At 60.6% G+C, this 22,090-nt stretch carries 19 protein-coding genes; 11 read left to right on the forward strand and 8 right to left on the reverse strand.

Going from position 1 to position 22,090, the window contains the following annotated elements:
* Positions 1-7: 7 nt before the first annotated feature.
* Complete coding sequence (gene mfd / locus AC1DVE_RS02865) at positions 8-3,457, reverse strand: transcription-repair coupling factor (RefSeq protein ID WP_477783714.1); 3,450 nt, start codon at positions 3,455-3,457, stop codon at positions 8-10.
* A 364-nt stretch (positions 3,458-3,821) separates the two neighbouring features.
* On the opposite strand from mfd, the gene AC1DVE_RS02870 reads away from it, so the two are divergent.
* From AC1DVE_RS02870 to sthA, 3 genes are all read left to right on the forward strand, one after another.
* A complete protein-coding gene (locus tag AC1DVE_RS02870) occupies positions 3,822-5,285 on the forward strand; it encodes a glyceraldehyde-3-phosphate dehydrogenase (RefSeq protein ID WP_223454470.1) in 1,464 nt (487 codons plus the stop codon).
* 193 nt (positions 5,286-5,478) lie between these two features.
* Entirely contained in the window at positions 5,479-6,495 is a 1,017-nt protein-coding gene (locus AC1DVE_RS02875; RefSeq protein ID WP_477783715.1) for an FAD:protein FMN transferase, read from the forward strand.
* A 207-nt stretch (positions 6,496-6,702) separates the two neighbouring features.
* Positions 6,703-8,097 (forward strand): Si-specific NAD(P)(+) transhydrogenase, encoded by a 1,395-nt coding sequence (gene sthA / locus AC1DVE_RS02880; protein WP_223454466.1) that lies wholly within the window; start codon positions 6,703-6,705, stop codon positions 8,095-8,097.
* 42 nt (positions 8,098-8,139) lie between these two features.
* On the opposite strand, the gene AC1DVE_RS02885 is transcribed toward sthA, so the two are convergent.
* A complete protein-coding gene (locus tag AC1DVE_RS02885) occupies positions 8,140-8,862 on the reverse strand; it encodes a glycerophosphodiester phosphodiesterase (RefSeq protein ID WP_223454464.1) in 723 nt (240 codons plus the stop codon).
* A gap of 14 nt (positions 8,863-8,876) precedes the next feature.
* Positions 8,877-9,458, reverse strand: a complete 582-nt coding sequence (locus tag AC1DVE_RS02890; RefSeq protein ID WP_223454462.1) for a PilZ domain-containing protein — start codon at positions 9,456-9,458, stop codon at positions 8,877-8,879.
* A gap of 94 nt (positions 9,459-9,552) precedes the next feature.
* On the opposite strand from AC1DVE_RS02890, the gene AC1DVE_RS02895 reads away from it, so the two are divergent.
* From AC1DVE_RS02895 to AC1DVE_RS02905, 3 genes are all read left to right on the forward strand, one after another.
* Positions 9,553-10,803 (forward strand): lipoprotein-releasing ABC transporter permease subunit, encoded by a 1,251-nt coding sequence (locus tag AC1DVE_RS02895; RefSeq protein WP_223454460.1) that lies wholly within the window; start codon positions 9,553-9,555, stop codon positions 10,801-10,803.
* Positions 10,804-10,810: 7 nt separating this feature from the next.
* Positions 10,811-11,494, forward strand: a complete 684-nt coding sequence (gene lolD, locus AC1DVE_RS02900) for a lipoprotein-releasing ABC transporter ATP-binding protein LolD (protein WP_173677889.1) — start codon at positions 10,811-10,813, stop codon at positions 11,492-11,494.
* A gap of 63 nt (positions 11,495-11,557) precedes the next feature.
* Complete coding sequence (locus tag AC1DVE_RS02905) at positions 11,558-12,802, forward strand: lipoprotein-releasing ABC transporter permease subunit (RefSeq protein WP_223454458.1); 1,245 nt, start codon at positions 11,558-11,560, stop codon at positions 12,800-12,802.
* 123 nt (positions 12,803-12,925) lie between these two features.
* Here AC1DVE_RS02905 and AC1DVE_RS02910 read toward each other — a convergent pair whose 3' ends face one another.
* Both AC1DVE_RS02910 and AC1DVE_RS02915 read right to left on the reverse strand, forming a co-directional pair.
* Positions 12,926-14,275 carry a heavy metal sensor histidine kinase gene (locus AC1DVE_RS02910; protein ID WP_477783716.1) on the reverse strand — a complete coding sequence of 450 codons (1,350 nt, stop codon included), beginning with the start codon at positions 14,273-14,275 and terminating at the stop codon, positions 12,926-12,928.
* Positions 14,275-14,955, reverse strand: coding sequence for a heavy metal response regulator transcription factor (locus AC1DVE_RS02915; RefSeq protein WP_223534970.1), 681 nt, complete (start codon positions 14,953-14,955; stop codon positions 14,275-14,277). Before AC1DVE_RS02915 ends, AC1DVE_RS02910 begins: the two co-directional genes overlap by 1 nt.
* Positions 14,956-15,110: 155 nt before the next feature.
* Between AC1DVE_RS02915 and copI the strand changes: the two genes are divergently transcribed.
* Together copI and queF are read left to right on the forward strand one after the other, a co-directional pair.
* Entirely contained in the window at positions 15,111-15,647 is a 537-nt protein-coding gene (gene copI / locus AC1DVE_RS02920) for a copper-resistant cuproprotein CopI (RefSeq protein WP_477783717.1), read from the forward strand.
* Between the two features lie 61 nt (positions 15,648-15,708).
* Positions 15,709-16,539 carry an NADPH-dependent 7-cyano-7-deazaguanine reductase QueF gene (gene queF / locus AC1DVE_RS02925; protein WP_223534966.1) on the forward strand — a complete coding sequence of 277 codons (831 nt, stop codon included), beginning with the start codon at positions 15,709-15,711 and terminating at the stop codon, positions 16,537-16,539.
* Positions 16,540-16,726: 187 nt separating this feature from the next.
* Here the strand turns inward: queF and AC1DVE_RS02930 are convergent, their stop codons facing one another.
* Both AC1DVE_RS02930 and AC1DVE_RS02935 read right to left on the reverse strand, forming a co-directional pair.
* Positions 16,727-16,990: a DUF4404 family protein gene (locus AC1DVE_RS02930; protein WP_008053327.1), complete on the reverse strand. Its 264-nt coding sequence runs from the start codon at positions 16,988-16,990 to the stop codon at positions 16,727-16,729.
* A gap of 112 nt (positions 16,991-17,102) precedes the next feature.
* Positions 17,103-17,723, reverse strand: coding sequence for an HAD superfamily inactivated hydrolase PcrP (locus AC1DVE_RS02935; RefSeq protein ID WP_223533366.1), 621 nt, complete (start codon positions 17,721-17,723; stop codon positions 17,103-17,105).
* Positions 17,724-17,914: 191 nt separating this feature from the next.
* Here AC1DVE_RS02935 and AC1DVE_RS02940 point away from each other — a divergent pair, with 191 nt between their 5' ends.
* From AC1DVE_RS02940 to rssC, 3 genes are all read left to right on the forward strand, one after another.
* Positions 17,915-18,604 (forward strand): MlaA family lipoprotein, encoded by a 690-nt coding sequence (locus tag AC1DVE_RS02940; RefSeq protein ID WP_223454447.1) that lies wholly within the window; start codon positions 17,915-17,917, stop codon positions 18,602-18,604.
* A 388-nt stretch (positions 18,605-18,992) separates the two neighbouring features.
* The gene (gene rssB, locus AC1DVE_RS02945; protein ID WP_056722032.1) at positions 18,993-20,174 is read left to right on the forward strand and encodes a two-component system response regulator RssB; all 1,182 of its coding nucleotides are present in this window, start codon (positions 18,993-18,995) and stop codon (positions 20,172-20,174) included.
* On the forward strand, positions 20,174-20,656 hold the full coding sequence (rssC, locus tag AC1DVE_RS02950; RefSeq protein ID WP_008003418.1) for an anti-sigma factor antagonist RssC: 483 nt from the start codon (positions 20,174-20,176) through the stop codon (positions 20,654-20,656). The genes rssB and rssC overlap by 1 nt, the downstream gene beginning before the upstream one ends.
* A 246-nt stretch (positions 20,657-20,902) precedes the next feature.
* Here rssC and tal read toward each other — a convergent pair whose 3' ends face one another.
* Entirely contained in the window at positions 20,903-21,829 is a 927-nt protein-coding gene (gene tal / locus AC1DVE_RS02955) for a transaldolase (RefSeq protein WP_150758837.1), read from the reverse strand.
* Positions 21,830-22,090 lie beyond the last annotated feature (261 nt).

Below are 22,090 nucleotides of genomic sequence, written 5' to 3' on the forward strand. Positions count from 1 at the left end.
GCGTCCTTCAAGCAGTTTTCGGAACGAGGCGCTCGAACAGCGCCTCTACAGTATTAAAGCGCTCTTCCGGGCGCTCCATCGGAACCATGAACTTGAACATCGTGGCGCCTTCGAATTTGTAGCGTTTTGGCTGGCTCTGGATCAGTTTGATCAGGGTCAGCGGGTCGACCGGCGTCTGTGCCGCGAACTCGACGCGACCGCCTTGGGGGCCGCCATCGACTTTCTTGATGCCCAGTTGCTCGGCCTGCAATTTCAATGCAGTGATGCGGATCAGGTTCTTGGTCGGTTCCGGCAACAGGCCGAAACGGTCGATCATCTCCACCTGCAAATCCTTGAGGCCGTCCTCGTCGGTGGCCGAGGCAATGCGTTTGTAGAGAATCAGGCGGGCGTGGACATCCGGCAGGTAGTCCTCGGGAATCAACGCCGGCACGCGCAAGTTGACTTCCGGACCGCCGCCGAGCGGTTGGTCGAGGTTCGGCTGCTCGCCCTTGCGGATCGACTTCACCGCGCGCTCGAGCATTTCCATGTACAGCGTGAAGCCGACGGCCTGGATCTGCCCGCTCTGACCGTCACCGAGCAGTTCGCCGGCGCCACGGATTTCCAGGTCGTTGGTGGCAAGCACGAAGCCCGCGCCGAGGTCCTGGGTATTGGCAATCGCTTCCAGGCGCTTTTCCGCGTCCGGGGTGATTTGCTGGCGCGGCGGCGTCAGGAGGTAGGCGTACGCCTGGTGGTGGCTGCGTCCGACCCGGCCGCGCAACTGGTGCAACTGTGCCAGGCCGAACTTGTCGGCACGCTCGATGATGATGGTGTTGGCGCTTGGTACGTCGATGCCGGTCTCGATGATGGTCGAGGCGATCAGTACGTTGAAGCGCTTGTGATAGAAATCGCTCATCACCTGTTCGAGATCGCGTTCGCGCATCTGCCCGTGACCGATGCCGATCCGTGCTTCCGGTACCAGCTCGGCGAGGTCGGCGGCACATTTCTCGATGGTCTTCACGTCGTTGTGCAGGTAATAGACCTGACCGCCACGCAGCAACTCACGCAGCAGGGCCTCTTTGACCGTGCTCTTGTTCTGTTCCATGACGAAGGTGCGGACCGACAGGCGACGGGCCGGTGGCGTGGCGATGATCGACAGGTCGCGCATGCCCGACACCGCCATGTTCAGCGTGCGCGGAATCGGCGTGGCGGTCAGGGTCAGGATGTCGACTTCGCTGCGCAGGGCCTTGAGCTGTTCTTTCTGGCGCACGCCGAAACGGTGTTCCTCGTCGATGATCACAAGGCCAAGGTTTTTGATCTTCACGTCGTCCTGCAGCAACTTGTGAGTGCCGATGACGATGTCGATCTTGCCTTCGGCCAGGTTCGCGACCGCCGCATTCACTTCCTTGGCCGACTTGAAGCGGCTCATCACTTCCACGGTCACCGGCCAGTCGGCAAAGCGGTCGCGGAAGCTGTTGTAGTGCTGCTGGGCGAGCAGGGTGGTCGGCACCAGGATCGCCACCTGGCGACCGCCGTGCACGGCAATGAACGCGGCGCGCATCGCCACTTCGGTCTTGCCGAAGCCGACGTCGCCGCACACCAGGCGGTCCATCGGTTTGGGCGCGAGCATGTCTTCGCGCACCGCTTCGATGGTGGTTTGCTGGTCCGGGGTTTCTTCGAACGGGAAACCGGCGCTGAAGGTGGCGTAGTCGGCCTTCGGATCGGCGAAAGCGTAGCCTTCGCGGGCGGCACGACGGGCATAGATGTCGAGCAACTCGGCGGCCACGTCACGCACCTGTTCGGCGGCTTTGCGCTTGGCTTTCTGCCAGGTCTCGGAGCCGAGGCGGTGCAGCGGGGCCAGGGCATCGTCGCTGCCGGTGTAGCGGGCGATCAGGTGCAGGTTGGCCACCGGCACATAAAGCTTGGCGCCTTCGGCGTATTCCAGGGCGAGGAATTCAGCGGCCTGGCTGTCGATTTCCAGGGTCGCCAGGCCCAGGTAGCGGCCGACGCCGTGGTCGATGTGCACCACCGGCGCACCCTCGCGCAGCTCGGTGAGGTTCTTGATCACGGCATCGTTGTTGGCATCGGCGCGCTTTTCACGGCGACGGCGCTGCATCACGCGCTGGCCGAACAACGGGCTTTCCGCGACGAGGGCCAGGGCCGGGTCGTCAAGCAGCAAGCCTTCGTCGAGCGGAGCGATGGTGATCGCCAGGCGATCCTTGCCGGCGACAAAGTCCGGCCAGCTGTCGACGGTTTTCGGTCGCAGCTTCAGGCGTTCCAGCAGTTCCAGCAACACTTCGCGGCGGCCTGCCGATTCGGCGGTAAACAACACGCGACCGGGGAACTGGTCGAGGAATTCGGCCAGTGCCGCCATCGGCTGAGTGGCCTTGGCTTCGATGGCCAGGTTCGGCAGCTCCCGAGCGGGGAAGCGCTCGCGACCGCTACCGCTTTCCACGTCCTGTTGACTGGCCACCACACGCGGCCAGTTCTTCAGGCGCGCGAAGCAGTCTTCCACCGGCAGGAACAGTTCGGCGGGCGGTAATAGAGGGCGGGACGGATCGACGCGGCGTTCTTCATAGCGATTGCGCACGTCGTTCCAGAAGTTTTCCGCCGCTTGTTCGATGCCCGGCAGGGAAAACACTTGCGTGTCCTGGGGCAGGTAATCGAACAGCGTCGAGGTCTCTTCGAAGAACAGCGGCAGGTAGTACTCGATGCCGGCTGGAGTAATCCCGCTGCTCAAGTCCTGGAAGATCGGGCAGCGGCGGAAGTCGACGTCAAAACGCTCGCGGAAGCGCGCCTTGAAACGGGTGACCGCTTCTTTCTGCAGCGGGAATTCCCTGGCCGGCAACAGCTTGACCGAGTCGACTTTGTCGATCGAGCGCTGGTTCTCCGGGTCGAAGGTGCGCAGGGTTTCGATTTCGTCGTCGAACAGATCGATGCGATACGGCAGCTTGCTGCCCATCGGGAACAGATCGATCAGCGAACCGCGTACGGTGAACTCGCCGTGTTCATACACCGTATCGACGTAGCGATAGCCCGTGGCTTCAAGCCGGGTGCGCATTTGCTCGACGTCGAGCTTCTGGCCGATATCCAGCACCAGGCTGCTGCCGAGCAGGAATTTGGTCGGTGCGAGGCGATGCAGGGCGGTCGTGATCGGCACCACCAGCACGCCATGGCTCAGCTCCGGCAGCCGGTACAGGCTGGCGATGCGCTGGGAAATGATGTCCTGGTGCGGCGAGAACAGGTCGTAGGGCAGGGTTTCCCAGTCGGGAAAGTGCAATACGGGCAAATCCGGGGCGAAGAAACCCAGCTCCTGTTCCAGCCGTTCGGCACTTTGGCTATCGGCGGTCAGCAGCAGGGTAAAGCGCTTGGCAGCGCTGGCGGCCTCGGCGATGGCCAGGCTCAGGGCGGCACCGGGCAGGTTGCCCCAGTGCTGTTTACCTGCCGCGGCAGGGAGAAGCGGTAGACGCAGAACGGGCACGGAAGGTTGAGCTCCAAGCGTTGCGACAAAGTCGGTAATTGTAGCGGTCTACGATGCCGCCTGTCAGTTGCTGACTGCGTCTAAAAGCGCGGGTGGGGCAAAATGTAGTGGTAAAGACAAAATTCGGCGGTTTTTTACCGAAAATTACTGAATATGTAGTGGCAAAAACAACGAGTGTTACGGAGGGTTACGGACAAGGAGGCGTGACCACCAAAAAATTGACTGCGCTGAAAGCCCCGGTTTTATTGGGCTGGCGCGATGCGTGATTTTTTTGAACGAGGATTTGTTACGTAAAGTACGACGGGCGCGCATTGCTACGGCGGCCACTCGGCGGCATAATGTAGCCCCTTTTTTCTGCCCCTACATGTGGAAGGTTCCCGTGACTCAGAAGCCCGACCAGTGTCTTGGTGAATGGATCGACCGTGAAGCACTCGCAGAAGCGATGATTCCGCTTATCGGTCAGCTCTACCGCAATAACAACGTGGTGAGCTCGATCTATGGCCGCAGCCTGATCAATCGTTCAGTCATTGCGATTCTCAAAGCTCACCGCTTTGCTCGTCACCGTCAGTCCGACGAAAGCGAGCTGTCCGTCCACGAAACATTCCCGCTGATCAAGGCGATGAGCGAGCTCAAGCTCGGCGCCGCTTCGGTGGACCTGGGCAAGCTGGCGGCCAAATTCAAGGCCGAAGGCAATGGTCGTACTGCCGAGCAGTTCGTCCGTGAAGAACTGGCTGACGTGGTTGGCCAGCAAAACGCATCCGCCCGCAAAGGCACCGACGTTGTCCTCTACGGCTTCGGTCGTATCGGCCGTCTGCTGGCGCGCATCCTGATCGAGAAAACCGGTGGTGGCGACGGCCTGCGCCTGCGCGCCATCGTTGTCCGCAAGGGCGCCGAGAACGACCTGGTCAAGCGCGCCAGCCTGCTGCGCCGCGACTCGGTCCATGGCCCGTTCGATGGCACCATCACCATCGATGAAGCCAACAACACCATCACCGCCAACGGCAACCTGATCCAGGTTATCTACGCCAAGAGCCCGGCCGAAGTCGACTACACCCAGTACGGCATCGAAAACGCTCTGATCGTCGACAACACCGGTGTATGGCGTGACGCTGACGGCCTGGGCCAGCACCTGGCCTGCCCGGGCGCTGCCCGTGTGATCCTCACCGCACCTGGCAAGGGCGCGCTGAAGAACATCGTGCACGGCATCAACCATGGCGATATCACCCCTGACGACAAGATCATTTCGGCGGCTTCCTGCACCACCAACGCCATCGTGCCGGTGCTCAAGGCAGTCAACGACAAGTACGGCATCATCAACGGCCACGTCGAAACCGTTCACTCGTTCACCAACGACCAGAACCTGATCGACAACTTCCACAAGGGCAGCCGTCGTGGCCGCGCCGCGCCGCTGAACATGGTAATCACCGAGACCGGTGCCGCCACCGCAGCCGCCAAGGCGCTGCCAGTGCTCAAGGGCAAGCTGACCGGCAACGCGATTCGCGTTCCTACGCCGAACGTGTCGATGGCTATCCTGAACCTGAACCTGGAAAAGGCCACCACTCGCGAAGAGATCAACGAGTACCTGCGCCAGATGGCCATGCACTCGGATCTGCACAAGCAGATCGACTACGTGAGCTCCCAGGAAGTGGTTTCCACCGACTTCGTTGGCTCGCGCCACGCAGGCGTAGTGGACGCGGAAGCGACCATCACCCAGGATAACCGCGTTGTTCTGTACGTTTGGTACGACAACGAGTTCGGTTACAGCTGCCAGGTGGTTCGCGTGATGGAAGACATGGCCGGTGTAAACCCGCCAGCATTCCCGCGCTAAGCCTTTAGCTGCACATGAAACGCCCCGACCTTGGTCGGGGCGTTTTTGTTTGTGTGTTTGTCAGTCGGAAATATGTTGCCTGCGCCGGCCTCTTCGTCGGATCGCCGCCCGGACCAAGCCCGCTCCCACAGTTCTATCGCATAATGGCTGGCCCTGGCGGTGTGTCAGGGGATGTTTCGGGGGAGCTCGGGAATTGTTGATCAGGTGGCGGGGGGTGGCATTTTTGCTGCTCGGCGCACTATCAGGCTGCGGCAACGGCGACACTCTGGAAAGCTTTGGCGGCCCGACCATGGGCAGCGCTTATTCGATCAAGTATGTGCGCCATGCCGGCCTTCCGGCGCCGGACGAAGTCCGTGTCCAGGTCGAGCAGATTCTCGCTGACATTGATCGGCAAATGTCGACCTACCGCAGCGACTCGGACATCGAGCGCTTCAATGTATTACCGGCCAACGGCTGTCAGGCAATGCCGGCGTCGATCCTCGAACTGGTCCGCGTGGGCGAGCAACTGTCAGTGCAGAGCGACGGCTCCTACGATCTGACGGTGGAGCCGTCGCTCAATCTCTGGGGATTTGGTCCGCAGGCCCGCGGGGAAAAAGTCCCGACTGCCGAAGCGCTCGCCGAAGCCCGCAAGCGCGTCGGCCATGAACACTTGCGCATCGACGGCGACCAGTTGTGCAAGGACGCCGCTGTCGAGGTCGACTTCAACAGCATCGCCGCCGGTTATGCGGTGGACACGATTGCCGCAAGACTCGAGGCGATGGGCATCCATGACTACCTCGCCGAGGCCACGGGTGAGCTCAAGGCGTCCGGCAGGAAGGCCGACGGCTCGCCATGGCGCATCGCCCTGGAAGAGCCGCGGGATGATCGGCAGGTGGCCGAGCGCGTCATTGTTGTCGACGGCTATGGTCTGTCCACCTCCGGCGACTATCGTAATTACTTCGAGCAGGACGGCCAGCGTTTTTCCCACACCTTCGATGCCCGCACCGGTGCGCCGGTCTCACACAACCTGGCATCGGTGACGGTGATTCATCCTTCAGCGTTGATGGCCGATGGCTTATCGACGCTGTTGCTGATTCTCGGCCCGGAGCGTGCTTGGGACTACGCAGAAAAACACGATATCGGCGCATTTTTTGTGATTCGTGCCGATACAGGTTTCGTCACACGCAGCAGTCACGCTTTTGAACGCCTCAGTGGCCAAAAAACCGAGTGATTGTGGCGATTTGAGCATTGAAAACTGGCGTTGTAGCGCAGGCAAAAGTAGCCTACGACGCGACCAAGGGTTAATGTGCGCGGCGTTGACGCTTCTATAGACTGTGTCCGGGTTCTGCACTGGCCCCAAATTGTTCCTTCATGCCACGCATTGGCGTGATTTAGCCGCAGGTGCCGAGGGTGCCGCGGCCTGTTCTGAGGAGTACGCATGGCTGTCTACAACTACGACGTGGTGGTGTTGGGTTCCGGCCCGGCGGGGGAAGGCGCGGCAATGAACGCCGCCAAGGCAGGGCGCAAGGTGGCGATGGTCGATAGCCGTCGTCAGGTCGGCGGCAACTGCACTCACTTGGGCACCATCCCGTCCAAGGCACTGCGTCACTCGGTGCGGCAGATCATGCAATTCAACACCAACCCGATGTTCCGGGCCATTGGTGAGCCACGCTGGTTCTCCTTCCCGGATGTGTTGAAAAGCGCCGAGAAAGTCATCTCCAAACAAGTCGCTTCGCGTACCGGCTACTACGCCCGTAACCGCGTCGACGTGTTCTTCGGCACCGGCAGCTTCGCCGACGAGCAAACCATCGAAGTGGTCTGCGCCAACGGCGTGGTCGAGAAGCTGGTGGCCAAGCACATCATCATCGCCACCGGTTCGCGTCCTTATCGCCCGGCCGACATCGATTTCCACCACCCGCGTATCTACGATAGCGACACCATCCTCAGCCTCGGCCACACCCCGCGCAAACTCATTGTTTACGGCGCCGGCGTGATCGGTTGCGAATACGCCTCGATCTTCAGTGGCCTGGGTGTGCTGGTTGAACTGGTGGACAACCGTGGGCAACTGCTGAGCTTCCTCGACTCGGAAATCTCCCAGGCGTTGAGTTATCACTTCAGCAACAACAACATCACGGTTCGCCACAACGAAGACTACGACCGCGTCGAAGGCGTGGACAACGGCGTGATCCTGCACCTCAAGTCCGGCAAGAAGATCAAGGCCGACGCCTTGCTCTGGTGCAACGGTCGTACCGGCAACACCGATCAGTTGGGTCTGGAAAACATCGGCGTGAAGGTCAACAGCCGTGGCCAGATCGAAATCGACGAGGCGTACCGCACCTGCGTGCCGAATATCTACGGCGCCGGTGACGTGATCGGCTGGCCGAGCCTGGCCAGTGCCGCCCACGACCAGGGCCGTTCGGCCGCCGGCAGCATTGTGGATAACGGTAGCTGGCGCTTTGTGAATGACGTGCCGACCGGCATCTACACCATTCCGGAGATCAGCTCGATCGGCAAGAACGAGCAGGAGCTGACCCAGGCCAAGGTGCCGTACGAAGTGGGCAAGGCCTTCTTCAAGAGCATGGCGCGGGCGCAGATCGCCGGCGAGCCGCAAGGCATGCTGAAGATCCTGTTCCACCGTGAAACCCTGGAAGTCCTGGGCGTTCACTGCTTCGGTTATCAGGCGTCGGAGATCGTGCACATCGGTCAGGCGATCATGAACCAGCCGGGCGAGCTGAACACGTTGAAGTACTTCGTCAACACCACGTTCAACTACCCGACCATGGCCGAAGCCTATCGGGTAGCCGCGTACGACGGCCTCAACCGGCTTTTTTGACGGGCTCCGGCCGGTGGCCTGAGCCGGCCGGGGAGACCGATTTCAGCAATTCTCGAGCGTGGCAGTGGCCAAACCGGGAAAGTCTGTAATCAGGCTGTCAACGCCGAAGTCGGCGAGTCTGCGCATCAGCGCAGGCTCGTTGACGGTCCACACCGACACATGCAGCCCCTGACGCTGCGCCCTTTGCAGGCGTTCCGGCGTGCACAGGGTCCAGTTCAGCGCCAGGATCTCACAGCCATAGCTGGCCGCGACCTTCAGCGGGTCGAGCCAGGCATACTCGGCCACCAGTCCGCGGGACACGTCCGGCACCAACTCCAGCGCAGCCTTGAGCACTTCACGGGAGCTCGAGGTGATGGTCACCTTGTCCATCAGGCCATGACGCTGCACCATTTCACGAATCGCCAGCACGGTGGTCGCGGCACGCATCCTTGATGCGCTTTTGACTTCCAGCTGCCAGTGATCGAGGTCGCATTTCTCGAACAGTTCTTCCAGCGTCGGAATCGGGCACGGCTTGATCCAGCCCGGGCCACCCATGCGTGCGTCATACGTCACAAGCTCGGCCGCCGTGTGTTCGACGACCTTGCCGCGACGGTCGGTGGTGCGCTTGAGGGTCGGGTCGTGGATGACCATCAACTCGCCGTCCATGGACAGGTGCAGGTCCAGTTCGCAGCGACGCACGCCGTGCTTGAGACATTCCTGAAAGCTGATCAGGGTGTTTTCCGGTGCTTCGCCCTTGGCGCCGCGATGGCCGTAGATGAGGGTCACGGTTCTTCCTTAAATTAATTGCCTGATTCGAGTTGGTCGCGGGCCAGACGTCGTTCCTGGGCCTGCTTTTGCAAGATGTGGCGGGCCAACAGTTGGCGCTGGGCGTCGGTCAGGTGTTCGAACTCGGTGCCAACGTCATACCCGTCGCCCTTGCGGTCGCAATGGGTGACGCGAGCGCGCAGCAGCAGGCCCAGGGCTTGCGGCATCAGCACCAGCTTGACCGACAGGCGTGCGCCGGCGGCGATGGGCGATGGATGCTGAAAGTCGATGCCGCCTTCGGAGATGATCACCGGCTGCGGTTCGCCGATCTGCCCCAGCACTGTCAGAGCGACGACCTGACTCAGCAAATCGATGCGTTTGTTCTGGGATTTGAGGAATGCGGCGGTCGTGCGGTCGCGTTCGCTGATCTGGCGCAACAGGTGTTGCGACTCGAATTCGCTCAGGTGCAGTTCGCTGAGCAAGTTGAAGAGAGGGGACGCATCCTGCAACACTTCCTGGCCGGCGGCTTCGGGAGCGGACAGGGGCCGAATTTCCAGTGCGATCGTATCCTCGATACGGTAGTATTCGCGGCGATCTTCTTCATCTAATGTCGACATGGCGAACCCATGGTAGCGGCGGTGGTCTGAGTGTAAAGCTGGTTATCGACCCCCGCCACAAGGACGTTCCTTTTCCCTCCGAACAAGCCCCGACATGTTCAGACCTCTCTTCGTATTTATCGGCACGCGTTACACCCGTGCAAAGCGTCGCAATCATTTTGTGTCATTCATTTCCCTGACATCGATGATCGGGCTCGCCCTTGGCGTGGTCGTGATGATCGTGGTGCTGTCGGTGATGAACGGCTTCGATCATGAGATGCGCACCCGCGTGCTGGGCATGGTGCCCCACGCGACCATCGAGTCCGGCGAGCCGATCAGCGATTGGCAAAGCCTGGCGGCGAAGGTCAAGCAGAACCCGCAGGTGACGGCCGTGGCGCCGTTTACGCAAATGCAGGGTTTGCTGACCAACAACGGCAAGGTCTCGAAAGTCCTGCTCAATGCCATCGATCCGGCGCAAGAGCGCCAGGTGTCGATCATCGATCACTTCATGACCCAGGGAAAACTCGACGACCTGGTGCCGGGCGAGTTCGGCATCGTCATCGGCGACAAGGCCGCGGCCAAGCTCGGTGCCGCGATTGGCGACAAGCTGACCTTCGTGGCACCGGAAGTCACCGTGACCCCGGCCGGGATGTTCCCGCGCATGAAGCGCTTTACCGTGGTCGGCATCTTCCATGTCGGCGCCGGTGAGCTCGACGGCTATCTTGGCGTCACCAACCTGCAGGATCTGGCCCGGCTGCACCGCTGGAAGCCGGATCAGGTCCAGGGCCTGCGCCTGAAGTTCGACGATCTGTTCCAGGCACCGCGCACCGCGTGGAGCATCGCCCGCGACCTCGGCGAAGACCGCTACTACGCCCGCGACTGGACCCGCACCCACGGCAACCTGTACCAGGCGATCCGCATGGAAAAAGCCATGATCGGCCTGTTGCTGCTGCTGATTGTCGCGGTCGCGGCGTTCAACATCATTTCCACGCTGGTGATGGTGGTGAACGACAAGAAGGGCGACATCGCGATCCTGCGTACACTGGGCGCCACGCCGGGCACGATCATGCGCACGTTCATGGTGCAAGGCACGGTGATTGGCGTGGTCGGCACGGCCATTGGCGCCGTGGTCGGGATCTTCGCCGCGCTGAACGTCAGCGCCGCGATCTCGGCCCTCGAAGGCCTGATCGGCCACAAGTTCCTCAACGCCGACGTGTACTTCATCGATTACCTGCCGTCGCAAGTGCAGAGCCAGGACGTGGTGATGGTCTGTTCTGCGGCGTTGGTCCTGAGTTTCCTCGCCACCCTGTATCCAGCTTGGCGTGCCGCGCGCACCCAGCCTGCGGAGGCGCTACGTTATGAGTGAGTCGGGCATGAGTGATAAAGCAATCTTGAGCTGCCGCAGCCTGGGCAAATCCTACGAGGAAGGCCCGGAATCGGTGGAAGTGTTGGCCGGCCTGCAACTGGAGTTGCACCCGGGAGAGCGTGTGGCGATTGTCGGCAAGTCGGGCTCGGGCAAAAGTACCTTGCTCAATCTGCTGGGTGGCCTCGATACACCGACCAAGGGCAGCGTCTGGCTCGACGGCGAAGAACTGTCGGCGCTGAGCGAGAAAAAACGCGGCCTGCTGCGTAATCGCGCCCTCGGCTTCGTGTACCAGTTCCACCACCTGCTGCCGGAATTCACCGCCCTGGAAAACGTCTGCATGCCGCTGCTGATCGGCAAGACCGCGATCCCCGAAGCGCGCCAGCGTGCCACGGCGTTGCTGGAGAGGGTAGGGCTGGGCCATCGCCTGGAGCACAAGCCGGCCGAATTGTCCGGTGGTGAGCGTCAGCGCGTGGCCATCGCCCGCGCCCTGGTGAACAATCCGGGCCTGGTGATGCTCGACGAGCCGACCGGCAACCTCGATTCCCACACCGCCCAGGGGATCCAGGACTTGATGCTGGAACTCAGCACCTCGATGCGCACGGCGTTCCTGGTGGTGACCCACGACATGAACCTGGCCCGCCAGATGGATCGCGTCCTGCATTTGCAGGAAGGCTGCCTCACTCCTATCTGATTGGCTGAAACCCGATGTCTGAAAAGGCGTCGGGTCTTTTATTTCCATACGGTGCCCCAGCGAATGTTCAGACCGTTATCGATCTTTATCGGCATGCGCTATACCCGCGCCAAGCGCCGCAATCGCTTTGTTTCCTTCATCTCGATGACCTCGATGATCGGCCTCGCCCTCGGCGTGCTGGCGATGATCGTGGTGCTGTCGGTGATGAACGGCTTCCAGCGCGAAATGAGCTCGCGCATCCTCGGCATGGTGCCGCACGCCACCATCGTCGGCGTCAATCCGATTGATGACTGGAAGCCCGTGGCAGCGGCGGCGATGAAAAACCCGGAAGTGACGGCGGCGGTGCCGTTCACCGAGATGGAAGGCATGCTGTCCTACAAGGGCACGATGCAGCCAATCCAGGTCAGCGGTGTCGACCCGGCGCTGGAAGGCCAGGTGTCGATCGTCGCCAAGCACATCGTTCAGGGCAGCCTCGAAGCCCTGAAACCGGGCGAATTCGGCGTGGTGATCGGTGAAATCACGGCGCGCCGCTTCCGCTTGAACGTCGGCGACAAGATCACTCTGATCGTGCCGGAAGTCAGCAATGCGCCGGGCGGCATCACCCCGCGCATGCAACGGCTGAATGTGGTCGGCGTGTTCAAGGTCGGTGCCGAATTGGATGGCACCATGGCGCTGATCCACATGGCCGATGCCGCGCAGATGCAGCACTGGGAGCCGAATCAGGTGCAGAGCGTGCGCCTGGCGGTGAAGGACCTGTATGCCGCGCCGCAAGTGTCGAGCGACATCGCCACGGGGCTGGGCGCCGCCTACAAGGCTGACGACTGGACCCACACCCAGGGCAGCCTGTTCAGCGCAATGAAAATGGAAAAAACCATGATCGGCCTGCTGTTGCTGATGATCGTCGCGGTGGCGGCGTTCAACATCATCGCAACCCTGATCATGGTGGTGAACGACAAGGGCGCGGACATCGCGATCCTGCGCACCATCGGCGCCACGCCACGGGAGATCATGGCGATCTTCATGGTGCAGGGCACGGTGATCGGCATCGTCGGCACCTTGATCGGCGGCGTGTTGGGTGTGATTGCCGCCCTGAACGTCAGCCAGATCGTGGGCTGGATCGAGCGGGTCAGCGGGCAGCACATCTTCAGTTCCGACGTGTATTTCGTCAGCAACCTGCCGTCTGAGCTGCAAGGCGGGGATGTGGCGTTGATCTGCACGGCGGGCTTCGTCATGAGCTTCCTGGCCACGGTTTACCCGGCATGGCGGGCGGCGAAGATCGAGCCGGCTGACGCTCTTCGGTATTCGTAAGCCGCTACACCGCCTTCGCGAGCAAGCCCGCTCCCACAGGGATCTGCGTGTACACAGATTATGTGAACGCCACAAAACACTGTGGGAGCGGGCTTGCTCGCGAAGGGGCCGGAACTGCCGGCCTCATTCCCCCCTTGGCAACTCGATCACAAACCGCGTCCACCCCTTCTCCGATTCGCAACGAATCTGCCCGCCATGGGCCCGGATGATCGACTGGGTGATCGCCAGTCCCAGTCCCGCATGTTCGCTACTGCCTTCACGACGAGCAGGATCGGCCCGGTAAAACCGGTCAAACAGGCGCGGTAATAGATCTTCGGCAATCTGTTGGCCCGTATTTTCAACGGTCAGGCGCAATTCTTTTGGCTGATCGACGATTCGCACCCGAACCTCTCCATCGGCCGGCGTGAACCGCAGCGCATTGTCCAGCAGGTTCGACAACGCCCGTCGCAACATGCTGCGGTCACCTTCGATGCGGGCATTGCCGTCACGACTCAGTTTTACCTGCGCGTCTTCGGCCAATGGGGCAAAGAACTCCAGCAGCAGATCCGCTTCCTCCGCCAGTTCCAGTGGCTCGCATTTGGGCATTAACAAGCCGTGATCAGCTTTCGCCAGATAGAGCATGTCATTGACCAGTTGCGCCATCCATTGCAGCTCTTCGAGGTTGCTGTGCAGGGCTTCGCGGTAGTCCTCGATGGGACGCGGGCGGGTGAGGGTGACCTGGGTGTGGGTCAGCAGGTTCGACAATGGTGTGCGCAGTTCATGGGCAATGTCGGCGGAGAACGCCGACAGGCGCTGAAACGAGTCGTCGAGACGTTCGAGCATGGCGTTGAAGTTGTGGGCCATTTCCGCCAGTTCCGGCGGCATGTTTTCTTCAGGCAATCGCGAGTTCAGCGATTGCGCGGAAACACCGCTGGCCACCGCACTGATCCGCCGTAACGGGCGCAAACCGCTGCGTGCCGCCCAGGCGCCCAGCAGTGCGGTGGCCAGGGCTGACAGACCGACGGTCAGCCAGATCAAATGCTGCATGCGTTGCAGAAAGTGCTGGTGGTGGGTGATGTCCAGCAGCAAGGTCAGTTGCGGTGAATCGGGTTTGCCCGCGAAAAGCGGCGCATTCAGGACGCGGTAATCCATGCCTTCATGGCTCACCGTCGACAATCCGGGCTGGCGCGGCAATGCCTGGGGAATGTTGGTCGAGCTGTCATACCAGCGCTGGCCGTCGCTGCCGGTGATTCGCAGGGACAGGTCAGCCTGCCGGCTCAATTCCTCCGCCAGCTTCGTTTCGCTGTCACTCGACTGAAGGTCGTGCAAGGCCCGACGCAAGCCAATCAGCTTGCCGTCCAGCAGTTGCTGGTCGAGCTCAACGAAGTGCGCCTCACTGGCACGGCTGAACAGCACCCCGGCGAACAACGACACCACCGCTGTGCATGCCGCAAACAGCAGTGCCAGGCGGCTGCTCAAGGACAGCTGGCGCATCAGACAGGGCGCTCTTCAAGGACGTAACCCATGCCGCGCACGGTGTGAATCAGCTTGTTGGGGAATTCATCGTCGATCTTCAGGCGCAGGCGACGGATCGCCACCTCGATAACATTGGTGTCGCTGTCGAAATTCATGTCCCAGACCTGGGACGCAATCAGCGACTTGGGCAAGACTTCGCCCTGGCGGCGCAGGAGCATTTCCAGCAGGGCGAACTCCTTGGCGGTCAGGTCGATACGCTGGCCGCTGCGTTCGACCCGGCGCCGGATTAGGTCCAGGCGCAAATCGGCCAGTTGCAGGCTGGTTTCCTGGGTTGTGGCGCTGCCGCGACGCAACAGGCTGCGGACCCGGGCCAGCAGTTCGGAGAAGGCAAACGGCTTGACCAGATAGTCATCGGCGCCCAGTTCGAGGCCGTGAACCCTGTCCTCCACGGCGTCACGCGCGGTCAGAAAAAGTACCGGCGTGTCCAGACCGGCGCTGCGCACCGCTTGAAGAATCTGCCAGCCATCACGACCCGGCAGCATTACATCGAGAATCAGCAGGGCATATTCGCCGCTGAGGGCCAATTGCTGGCCGGTGTTGCCGTCGGCCACCAGTTCGGTGTTGAACCCGGCCTCGGCCAGGCCCTGGCGCAGGTAATGGCCGGTTTTCGGTTGGTCTTCGACAATCAGCAGTTTCATGGGCGACTCATGGCAAATGGAACGAAGGCTTTATACCGTGGGCAGCATTCGTACAGGTCAACCTGACAAAGTTGTAATCTGGCTGTCAGGTTACGGGCAGTGGCAGCAGTTTAGAGTTTTGCCCATGCTGAGCCTTATCTTGTTGGAGTATGACGATGTTTTTACGAAAAACCGTGGCGCAAATCCTGTGTTTGCTGGCGCTGAGTTCGCCGGTGTGGGCCGACGGCGGGCATACCTATGATTTCGGTCAGCCGGCCCCGGCGGCCAAGGCGACCCGCAGCGTCGAGGTGGTGATGGGTGACATGTCCTTCACGCCGCAGGCCATCGACATCAAGGCCGGAGAAACCGTGCGCTTCGTGCTGATAAACAAAGGCCAGTTGTTGCATGAATTCAACCTGGGGGATGCGGCGATGCACGCCAAACACCAGCAGGAAATGTTGCAGATGCAACAGAGCGGCATGCTGACGCCCACTGGCATGAAGGCCATGGATCACGGCAACATGGCCGGCATGGATCACAGCAAAATGGACCACGGCATGAAGCATGACGACCCGAACAGCGTGCTGGTGGAGCCGGGCAAGACCGCCGAGCTGACCTGGACTTTCAGCAAGGCCACCAGCCTTGAGTTTGCCTGCAACATTCCCAGTCATTATCAGGCCGGCATGGTCGGCAAATTGACTGTCAGTCAGTAAGCACTCAAAGGCGGGAGCAAAGGCTGATAGAATCCGCTGATTCTTCAGTCAGGTTTCCGCCATGCATCCCGCAGCCGAACACTCGCCGCTGGGCAAGTCCAGCGAATACATCGCCACCTACACGCCGTCCTTGCTGTTCCCGATCCCGCGCACCGCGAAGTGGGCGGAACTGGGCCTGACGGCGCAAACCCTGCCGTATAAAGGCGTGGACTTCTGGAACTGCTTCGAACTGTCCTGGCTGCTGCCGTCGGGCAAGCCGGTGGTGGCGATCGGCGAATTCAGCATTCCGGCGGATTCGCCGAACATCATCGAGTCGAAGTCGTTCAAGCTGTACCTCAACTCCCTGAACCAGACGCCGTTTACCGATACCGCGAGCCTTGAGGCGACGCTGGCCAAGGACTTGTCGGCGGCTGCCGGCAAGCCGGTGGGGGTGCGCATTCGCAGTCTCAAGGATGTCGAGAGCGAAGGCGTCGTGGCCTTGCCGGGTGTGTGCATCGATGAACTGGATATCAGCGTCAGCAACTACGAGCATCCACGGCCGGAACTGCTGCGTTGCGATGATTCGCGCATTGTCGAGGAGAGCGTGCACAGCCATTTGCTCAAGTCCAACTGCCCGGTCACCAGCCAGCCGGACTGGGGCAGCGTGGCGGTGGAGTACCGTGGCGCGGCGCTGGATCACGCGAGCCTGCTCGAGTACATCGTCAGCTTCCGCCAGCACTCGGACTTCCATGAGCAGTGTGTAGAGCGGATCTTCCTCGACCTGCAGCGGTTGCTGAAGCCGGAGAAACTGACGGTGTATGCGCGTTATGTGCGCCGTGGCGGGCTGGATATCAACCCGTACCGCAGTACTGAAGAGGTGCAGCTGCCGAACCATCGCCTGGTCCGTCAATGAAGATCTAATGTGGGAGCGGGCTTGCTCGCGAAGGCGGTGGGTCAGTCAACATCATCGTTGAATGTGAAACCGCCTTCGTCGGAACGCCGCCCGGAGCAAGCCCGCTCCCACAGGGGATTTGCATTGCCAGTCGTAGAAATGAAAAAGCCCTGCTGGCGATAGCAGGGCTTTTTTGCATCAGGAGGGTTCAGATCCCCATGTTGGCCAAGGCCTGCCCGATGTTGCGCAGGGTGCCGGCAAGGGTAGGGTGTTCGAGTTCGAAGCGTTCCACGGCCAGGTTGACGCCATCGGCGAGGCTGGAATCCTGGGTTTTGGTTTCGAGCTCAAGCTTCAACTCGATCTGTTGCATCAGTTCGTGTAGCTCGGCGCGTTCGGCTTCGGACAATGGAGGATTCTGTTCCAATTGCTCGCGCAGGGCATTGAGCTGTTCTTGCAGTTCGCGGGCAGGCATGGCGTTCTTCCTTCTTTAATCGATAGGCACTGGCATAGACCATGGCGGCGGGCCAAAGGTCGATGCCTGACCTTTAGATTAATCCACTCGCGCGCAACGTGCATGATCTCGATCAGGGCTTTTCGCCCTTGAGCCGACGCAAGCTGATATCGGCCAGGCAGGTGTCGAGTTCACCGAGGTGATCGATCACCGAATGCACGCCCAGGCCGAACAGTTGCATCGTCGCCTTGCCGCGTTTGATGTCGCGCTCCTGCGGGGGCAACGCTTGCCATTGCTCGGGCGCCAGCCCGCACAGCGAGCCGCAGGACGCCAGGCCGATGGTCCACAACCCGGCATTGAGCCCCGCTTGCAGCAAACGGGGTTCGCCGCTCACCAGTACGCAGCCGTCGAGTCGCTCGACGTTCAGGGTCATCAAGGCTTGCCAGCAGGCATTCGGGGCGGGCCATGGGGTGTTTGTTGCTGGATGTTGCGAAGGTTTGATCCATTCCGGCAGCGCCGCGGCCAGGGATTGGCTGAGGGCAGGGGGCAGTTCATCGAGCCAGGCACAGGGGATTTGCTGGCGCTGCAAGCTGCGCAGGCTGTCCAGTGCGCCGGGTGTGGCCTCGGCATGTTCAGCCGAGTGGCTACCATGCCGGTGCGTGTGTGCGCCGAAATCCACCAGGCAGCCACTCAGGCCGAACAGTACGGCGGTCAGGCGGGGTGCGGTTTGGGGCAAGGCTTCGGCGAGCGGCATGTGGACGTCCCTGAAATAGCCTGAAGGCTAGCGGGCGACGGTGACAGTTGAGTGACATGGATGTGAATCGCTCACATTTGGCACATGTGGATTTCGTGCAAAGTGCCTTAAACGGCGTTTACGTCTTATACTTGCCAACTTATTGCCCGGGCCAGGCGCCCGAGCCAGTACAAACCAAGGAGTTTTTTTCTATGCGCTGGAGCAATCATCTAGCCAGGATTTGTGTATGCGCCAGTGCGATGCTGGTTCCGTTCGTTGCCCAGGCAGCCACGGAAGATGATCCTTGGGAAAGCGTCAACCGCCCGATTTACAAGTTCAACGACGTGATCGACACCTATGCGCTCAAACCCCTGGCCCAGGGCTACCGGTACGTGACGCCGCAGTTTGTCGAAGACGGCGTTCACAACTTCTTCCGCAACATCGGCGATGTGCGCAACCTGGCCAACGATATCCTGCAGGTCAAACCTCGCGCCGCAGGCGTTGATACCGCACGAATCATTTTCAACACCACCTTCGGCTTGCTGGGTGTCATTGATGTCGGCACCAAAATGGGCCTGCAGCGCAATGACGAAGACTTCGGTCAGACGCTGGGTTACTGGGGTGTCGGCAGCGGCCCTTACGTGATGCTGCCATTCCTGGGGCCAAGCACCTTGCGTGATGCGCCGTCCAAGTACGTCGACAGCTACACCGGCGCTTATCGTTACGTAAACGACATTCCGGTGCGTAACTCGTTCTTCGCGCTGGACGTCGTCGATACCCGTGCCAACCTGCTGTCGAGCGAGAAGCTGATCACCGGCGACAAGTACACCTTCATCCGCAATGCGTACTTGCAGAACCGTGAATTCAAGGTAAAAGACGGTAAGGTTGAAGACGATTTTTAACCTCGAGCGGTAAATTGAGAAGGCGGCCATCAAGGCCGCCTTTTTTGTCTGTGAAGACCTGCAGGCGGATAAAATCGCGCTTTTCGCTGCAGTCCCGAGCGGTTTGACTCATGGGTTGGAACCTTCCATTGGGTTACGGATTTGCCTGTTCTTATAACTCTCAGTGATTTGACAAATAAAGACGGCAAGCGACCATCGGCGTGAGCTTGAAACGCCCCGCGGATGGGAGTACCGTCTGCGCCTTAGAAGGGCACCTCTGGCGTACATGTGTGTAGGGCAAATGCCCGAAAGCGGTGCGACAGAGAGGCTAGAAAGCGAATCCAGTAGTCAGTGCCGGGCCAAAGTCCCCGCCTGCTACGCCAACCTAATTCTGGCGCCGTTTGCCCACATGCCAAAAACCAGTGCCACGCTGCTGATAATCGATGATGACGAAGTAGTGCGCGCGAGCCTCGCCGCCTATTTGGAAGACAGTGGTTTCAGCGTCTTGCAGGCCAGCAATGGTCAGCAGGGTCTTCAGGTATTCGAGCAAGACAAGCCCGACTTGGTCATCTGCGATCTGCGCATGCCGCAGATGGGCGGACTCGAACTCATTCGCCAGGTGACCGAACGTTCGCCGCAAACGCCGGTGATCGTGGTGTCGGGTGCGGGCGTGATGAACGACGCGGTCGAAGCCCTGCGCCTGGGCGCAGCGGACTACCTGATCAAGCCTCTCGAAGATCTGGCCGTGCTCGAGCACTCCGTGCGCCGGGCCCTGGATCGTGCGCGCCTGCTGCTGGAGAACCAGCGCTACCGCGAGAAGCTGGAGAAGGCCAACCGCGAGCTCGAAGCCAGCCTGAACCTGCTCCAGGAGGACCAGAACGCCGGTCGCCAGGTGCAGATGAACATGCTGCCGGTCAGCCCCTGGACCATCGACGAGTTCAAATTCGCTCACCAGATCATCCCGTCGCTGTACCTGTCGGGTGATTTCGTCGACTACTTCCGGGTCGACGAGCGCCGGGTCGCCTTTTACCTGGCGGACGTTTCCGGTCACGGCGCCTCTTCAGCCTTCGTCACCGTGCTGTTGAAGTTCATGACCACGCGCTTGCTGTTCGAATCCAAGCGCAGCGGCACATTGCCGGAGTTCAAGCCTTCAGAGGTGCTTGGTCATATCAACCGGGGCCTGATCAGTTGTAAGCTGGGTAAACACGTCACAATGGTCGGTGGAGTCATCGACGAGGAGACCGGTTTGTTGACCTATAGCATCGGCGGTCATCTGCCGTTGCCAGTGTTGTACACGCCAGACAGTGTTCGTTATCTGGAAGGGCGTGGTCTGCCGGTGGGCCTCTTCAACGAAGCCACCTACGAAGACCACGTGCTGGAACTGCCACCGACGTTCAGCCTGACGCTGATGTCTGACGGTATTCTGGACCTTTTGCCAGAACCCACACTCAAAGAAAAAGAGGCGGCGTTGCCCCAACGGGTCAAGGCTGCGGGCGGCACCCTGGATGGGCTGCGGCAGGTTTTTGGATTGGCCACGCTAGGGGAGATGCCGGATGATATCGCCCTGTTGGTGTTGAGCAGGAATCTTTGATGAGTACCGGTAGAATCCAGTTCGCCGAGCAGGATGGCACCTTCGTCCTGAAGTTCGTCGGTGAAGTTCGCCTGACCCTGTGTTCGGCGTTGGATGCGACTATTGAGCGGATCTTCAGCGCGTTGAATTTCAACACGATCGTGATCGATCTGACCGAAACCCGCAGCATCGACAGCACCACGCTTGGCTTGCTGGCCAAGCTGTCGATCCTGTCGCGGCAGAAGGTCGGCCTGCTGCCGACCGTCGTCACCACCCACGAAGACATCACCCGTCTGCTGCAGTCCATGGGCTTCGAGCAGGTGTTCAACATCGTTGACCAGCCAGTGCCATGCCCGGAATGCCTGGACGACCTGCCAGACCAGGATCAGTCCGAAGAAGTGGTGCGGATCAAAGTGCTCGAAGCGCACAAGATCCTCATGGGCCTGAACGACACCAATCGTGAAGCCTTCCATGACCTGGTGAATGCGCTCGAACGCCATTGATTGAGATATACCTGTGGCGAGGGGGCTTGCCCCCGTTGGGCTGCGAAGCGGCCCCAAGGCCATTCACCTCATAGTGTCAGTAGCATCCGATCAGCAAGATTTGCGGCTGCTGCGCAGCCGAACGGGGGCAAGCCCCCTCGCCACAAATGATCATTTTCTCTAAACCATCATCTGGCACATAATCGAGCGACACAAAAAAGGGCGAACCTGTGAGGATTCGCCCTTTTTGCATTACACCAACTCAGATCACAGCTTGGCCTGCAACAACGCCTCGAGCTTCTCCTGATCCCGCGCGAACTGACGAATGCCTTCAGCCAGTTTCTCGGTCGCCATCGCATCTTCGTTGGACTGCCAGCGGAACTGCGATTCGTTGAGGCTCAGGCGCGCTTCACCGGCATGGCCTGGCGCCAGTTTGCGCTCCAGCTTGCCGGTATCCGCGGCCAGCTTGTCGATCAGGTCCGGGCTGATGGTCAGGCGGTCGCAGCCGGCCAGTTGTTCGATCTGGCCCAGATTGCGGAAGCTCGCGCCCATGACCACGGTCTTGTAGTCATTGGCCTTGTAGTAGTTGTAGATGCGCGTCACCGACTGCACGCCCGGATCATCCGCGCCGGTGTAGTCGTTGCCGTTGGCCTTCTTGTACCAGTCGTAGATACGGCCCACGAACGGCGAAATCAGGAACACCCCGGCGTCGGCACAGGCGGCTGCCTGGGCGAAGGAGAACAGCAGGGTCAGGTTGGTCTGGATGCCTTCCTTTTCCAGGATCTCGGCAGCGCGGATGCCTTCCCAGGTGGACGCGATCTTGATCAGCACGCGGTCGCGGCCAATACCGGCCTTGTCGTACAGCTCGATCAGGCGATGCGCACGCTTCAACATGGCATCCGTGTCGAACGACAGGCGCGCATCCACTTCGGTGGAAATACGGCCCGGGATCACTTTGAGGATTTCTTGCCCCACGGCCACGCCAAAACGGTCGCTGGCCAGGCCCACATCGCCCTTGCAGTCATTGACGCTGGCGTTCAGCAGCCCGGCATACGCAGGAATGGCCGCGGCCTTGAGCAGCAGGGAAGGGTTGGTGGTGGCGTCCACGGGTTTAACGCGAGCGATAGCTTCGAAGTCGCCGGTGTCGGCAACCACGGTGGTCATTTGCTTAAGTTGTTCCAGCTTGGAAGTCATGGGCGTGCTCTGTCCTATGGGTCTGATGACATTACCCGAGCGCTGACAGCCACTCAAGGGCGTGTACGTGTATCGATGGTCCCTGCGGCAACAACCTGAAAACAGGTGTTTGAAAGGTCGGGCGCCGTATAGAGGAATAGGATGCCAGGCGGGCTCACAGGTTCAACTGACCTGACGGTTAGCGCCTGGCAATCGGATCATCCGACTCCCGAGTCCCCTGATAACTCTCGCGGCGCCTTACGTGTAATTACCGATATCGTT

The sequence above is a fragment of the Pseudomonas sp. P4_B4 genome, assembly GCF_056402255.1.